At 64.8% G+C, this 3999-nt stretch carries 4 protein-coding genes and 1 pseudogene; 4 read left to right on the forward strand and 1 reads right to left on the reverse strand.

The genetic code is table 11. The annotated features are described in order from the left end of the window. Nucleotides 1-451 precede the first annotated feature (451 nt). The 3 genes from AB1634_18845 to AB1634_18855 all read left to right on the forward strand — a co-directional run bounded on the left by AB1634_18845 (nucleotide 452) and on the right by AB1634_18855 (nucleotide 1935). Nucleotides 452-859 (forward strand): nucleotidyltransferase substrate binding protein, encoded by a 408-nt coding sequence (locus AB1634_18845; protein MEW6221571.1) that lies wholly within the window; start codon nucleotides 452-454, stop codon nucleotides 857-859. A gap of 40 nt (nucleotides 860-899) precedes the next feature. Then, complete coding sequence (locus AB1634_18850; protein MEW6221572.1) at nucleotides 900-1286, forward strand: nucleotidyltransferase domain-containing protein; 387 nt, start codon at nucleotides 900-902, stop codon at nucleotides 1284-1286. A gap of 82 nt (nucleotides 1287-1368) precedes the next feature. Beyond that, nucleotides 1369-1935 carry a Uma2 family endonuclease gene (locus AB1634_18855; GenBank protein MEW6221573.1) on the forward strand — a complete coding sequence of 189 codons (567 nt, stop codon included), beginning with the start codon at nucleotides 1369-1371 and terminating at the stop codon, nucleotides 1933-1935. Nucleotides 1936-2065: 130 nt separating this feature from the next. On the opposite strand, the gene AB1634_18860 is transcribed toward AB1634_18855, so the two are convergent. After that, nucleotides 2066-3253, reverse strand: coding sequence for a Fic family protein (locus tag AB1634_18860; GenBank protein MEW6221574.1), 1188 nt, complete (start codon nucleotides 3251-3253; stop codon nucleotides 2066-2068). A gap of 458 nt (nucleotides 3254-3711) precedes the next feature. Between AB1634_18860 and AB1634_18865 the strand changes: the two are divergent. Further along, nucleotides 3712-3999: pseudogene (locus tag AB1634_18865) on the forward strand (Uma2 family endonuclease).

Below are 3999 nucleotides of genomic sequence, written 5' to 3' on the forward strand. Positions count from 1 at the left end.
CAAGAGGTGATCGGAGTGCAACATCTTGTCATCATTGAGTATTTCGGACGACTCCTCTTGCGAGCTGTTCAAGAGGCGATCGGGCGCCAACACCTTGGAATCAATAAGGATTTCACACAAGTACCCCCATGGCGCTGTTTCAAGAGACGATTGCCCGGAGGAAGGACTGTGTGGCGTTGGGGACGTTGGGGCCCGGAGTGCTTGGCACGCCGTGCGTCGTGCGTCCCGGTAGGGGTTCCAGAGGACGAGGGCATCTCCGCCGGAAGTTGAGGCTGACCTGAGGCTGCCGCGACCGGTGACACCTGCCCAAGGTTGTGCTATGGTCATGCCAGGGCCGGGGTATGCATTGGCGCTCCACGAAGGCGTCTGATACCGTGCCCGGCAGCCGGGCCGGCGACGGGCTGCTCTCTGCCCCCGGGACGGTGATCCGCTTCGCGGTGGACGGATTCCGATGGCTAGCGATGACATCCGTTGGCGCCAGCGCTTTATGAACTTCCAGAAAGCCCTTGGCCAGCTGCAGAGGTTCGTCGACAAGGACGAGCTGTCGGACCTGGAGGTGCAAGGCCTTGTCAAGGCCTTTGAATACACGTACGAGCTGGCCTGGAACGTCCTCAAGGACTTTCTGGAGTATCAAGGCCACACCGACCTTTTCGGTTCCCGAGATACCATCCGCAGGGCTTTTCGTGTGGGCCTGATCGAGGACGGCGATTCCTGGATGGATATGCTGGGTAGCCGCAACCGCACCTCGCATACCTACAACGAGGAGACGGCCAAGGAGATCCAAGAGGCTGTTTTGAAGACCTATTATCCGCTGTTCCGTCGTCTGCAGGTGCGGCTGCAGACCCTGCCCGGGGAATGATCGGAGGGACGCACCCTCGGCTGTCGCGCTGGGAGGCCCGATGCCGTACGGCTTAGCCGGGGAGACCCTGGAGAGAATCGTGGCGGTCCTCTCGCGGCACCAGTCGGTGGAGCGGGCCGTCTTGTACGGCTCCAGGGCCAAAGGCACCCACAGGCCGGGATCCGACATCGACTTGGCCCTCAGCGGTGCAGGCCTGGATCTGCAGTCCCTGAATCGGATTTGTCTTGATCTGGACGACCTGCTTCTGCCCTATACCTTTGACGTCTCCCTGCTCGACCGCATGGTGAATCCGCAGCTGAAGGCCCACATCGAACGGGTGGGCCAGGAGTTCTACGTGCGGGAGGCCCGAGCCATCACCAGGCCGACGGGTCGCCCTGTCACGCCGGCTGGGCTCTTGTTGCCGAATTCCGGCAGGTGGGATATCTGACAAGCCTCCTTGTCCGGCAGACGGCCCTCAGAAAGGTGGGATTTGTGGCCCCCTCGTTGCCCTTTTCCGAGAAGAACGAGCCATGTACCCCGCACACGCGCGACAAAGGTATCTCTACGATGAGCTTTGCTCCCTGCCGGAGGGTATCACCGGTGAGATCCTGAACGGACAACTGCACACCCAGCCCCGTCCCAGTGGTCGCCACGGGGTGGTGGCGCGGGCACTGAGCCTGGATTTGGCCGGTCCCTTCGATTTCGGACGCGGTGGCCCCGGTGGCTGGTGGATCCTGCTGGAGCCGGAGGTCCATTTTGTCCGGGATCAGGAGGTGGCGGTGCCGGATGTGGCTGGCTGGCGGCGGGAACGGATGCCGGCGGTTCCCGACGATCACCGCTTCGAGGTGGTGCCCGACTGGGTATGCGAGATCCTGTCGCCCGGTACGGTGAGCAAGGACCGTATCGTCAAGCTGCCCCGTTACGCCCGCTATGGCGTGGGGTTCGCCTGGCTGATCGACCCGATTGCCCGCACGTTGGAGGCCTTTGAGCTGCGTGATGGTCTCTGGGTCCTGATCGCCGCCCTGCAGGACGATGTGCCGGTTTGTGTCCCTCCCTTTGCCGCTGTCACCTTCGCTCTGGCCGACTTGTGGACTTGAGCCTCAGAAGACACCGCCTCGCCGCCCACCTTGTCATTTTGTCCCCATGATGGGGCTGGGAGCACGGCATGCGGGGTCCTCGTCGCCGCCGGTGCTCAAAGGGAGCATAGGAGCAGGCGGGCTGCAGCAATCATCCCTCGGCCTCTGGCCAGAGCCTGGGAAACAGGAAGCGTAGCCCTCTGAGGGGCACCGCGAAGGCCACCGGCGCCCGGGACGAGGCGGCGGTGAGCAGGCCCCAGTCCAGGAGGCTGGCCAACACTCGCCGGCCGGTGCGCGGCGGCAGGCCGGTCATGGCCATGAAGCGTGCCCGCTCGACCTTTCCGATTGCGGCCGTGTAGAGGAGAGCTTCCAGGGCCTCCAGCCTGACGAGGGACCGCTCGCTGCCCATGTCCCAGGGGTGGGCGGCGAGACGGCGCAGCAGGTCGGCCAGCCGCTCCCGCATGCTGGCCAGGTCGAGCATGGTGCGCATGAAGCGCACCTGATCGATGCAGACCCCGAGGAAATAGCTGGCGAAGGCGAGCAACTCCTCCTGGGAGAGAGCGCCGCGGCCATCGAGGTCGTTGCGGCGGGGCAGGTCCGCGTTGTTGAGGCGGGCGTAATAGCTGTCACGGCTGCGCGCCAGGCCACGAAGCGGTGACCACAATCCCTGGCTGAGGCCGAAAGCGTGGAAGGCCAGATGGCTGTGGAGTCGAGCAACACGGCCGTTGCCATCGACGAAGGGATGGATCCAGAGCAACCGGTGGTGCGAGCAAGCCACCCCGATCACCGGCAGCTCGCTGCCGGCAAGCCCCCGATACCCCTGCCCCCAGCCGGCCAGCAGGCCGGGAACGCTGGCGTGGGGCGGCGCCAGGTGGCGGCCGGCCGTGACATCCTGCTGGCGAAACGCGCCCGGAACGATGCCTTGGCCTTCTTCCGTCTCGCGGTCTCCAGGCGGCAGACGGTCATACAGGGAACGATGGATGGCCGTGACCCAGGAGGGATCGTAGCAGGATTCCCGGCGGACCGCCTGCTCCAGCGCTTCCTCGGCCGCCATGTGCGCCAGGGCCAGCCGCTGCTTTTGGGCCTGCCGGAGATCGGCGTCGAACTGGGCGGCCAGGGCCCGCTCGATGTCGGCCGGTCGCGTGTGCTGCCCTTCGATCTGGTTGGTGTAGTACGAGGTCATGGCCCGCAGGCGCGGGCGCAGCGCGCCGGTGAGGGGACCTCCGGCCTGGCTGGAAAGCCGGTGGCAATCGGCCACCAGGGCCGCCGCCTGCTCCAGGAGGGGGGCAAGGAGGCGCGCTTCCGGCATGAGGGGCTGCATCACGGCCAGATCGGTCATAGCTGATGGAAAGCGTCGTCAAAGATCCGTCCCGGATTCCTGGCCTCCTTGCGAGCAGCAAGGCGCTGTTGGGTTCGTTCACGAAGTCAACGCCTGGCGGCCGGCCTGGATATGCTCGTTCCCGCACGTCCGGCATGGCCAGTTCTTTGGACAGTTTTCTGGCAGTATGGGGCAAGATTTGACCAAGTCAATCAAGAAGATGGATTGCTGCATTTGAGATTTCTGGACAGTTCACAGCCGGGACATGTTGCTTCCTGCACGAGACCGCATGTCACCGGCCGTTCTGTACCGGAATCGGCCCCCGGTGAACCGTGGGAGGGGGGAGAAGAGCCGGGGGTGACTCCGTCCCCCGTTTTCGGCCCTCCTCCTCCGACCCAACCGCCTCGGAACAGCCCCCTGTCCTTTTCGGTTGAATGGCCTGGCCAACCCTGGCAAGCTGCGGTCGTGCAGCTTCCCACGAGGTGGCGGTGCCTGATGTGGCTGGCTGGCGGCGGGAACGGATGCCGGCGGTTCCCGACGATCACCGCTTCGAGGTGGTGCCCGACTGGGTATGCGAGATCCTGTCGCCCGGTACGGTGAGCAAGGATCGTATCGTCAAGCTGCCCCGTTACGCCCGTTATGGCGTGGGGTTCGCGCGGCTGATCGATCCGATTGTCCGCACGTTGGAGGCCTTTGAGCTGCGTGATGGTCTTTGGGCCCTGATCGCTGCCCTGCACGACGATGTGCCGGGTTGTGTCCCTCCCTTT

The sequence above is a fragment of the Thermodesulfobacteriota bacterium genome (assembly GCA_040755095.1).
GTDB lineage: Bacteria > Desulfobacterota > Desulfobulbia > Desulfobulbales > JBFMBH01 > JBFMBH01.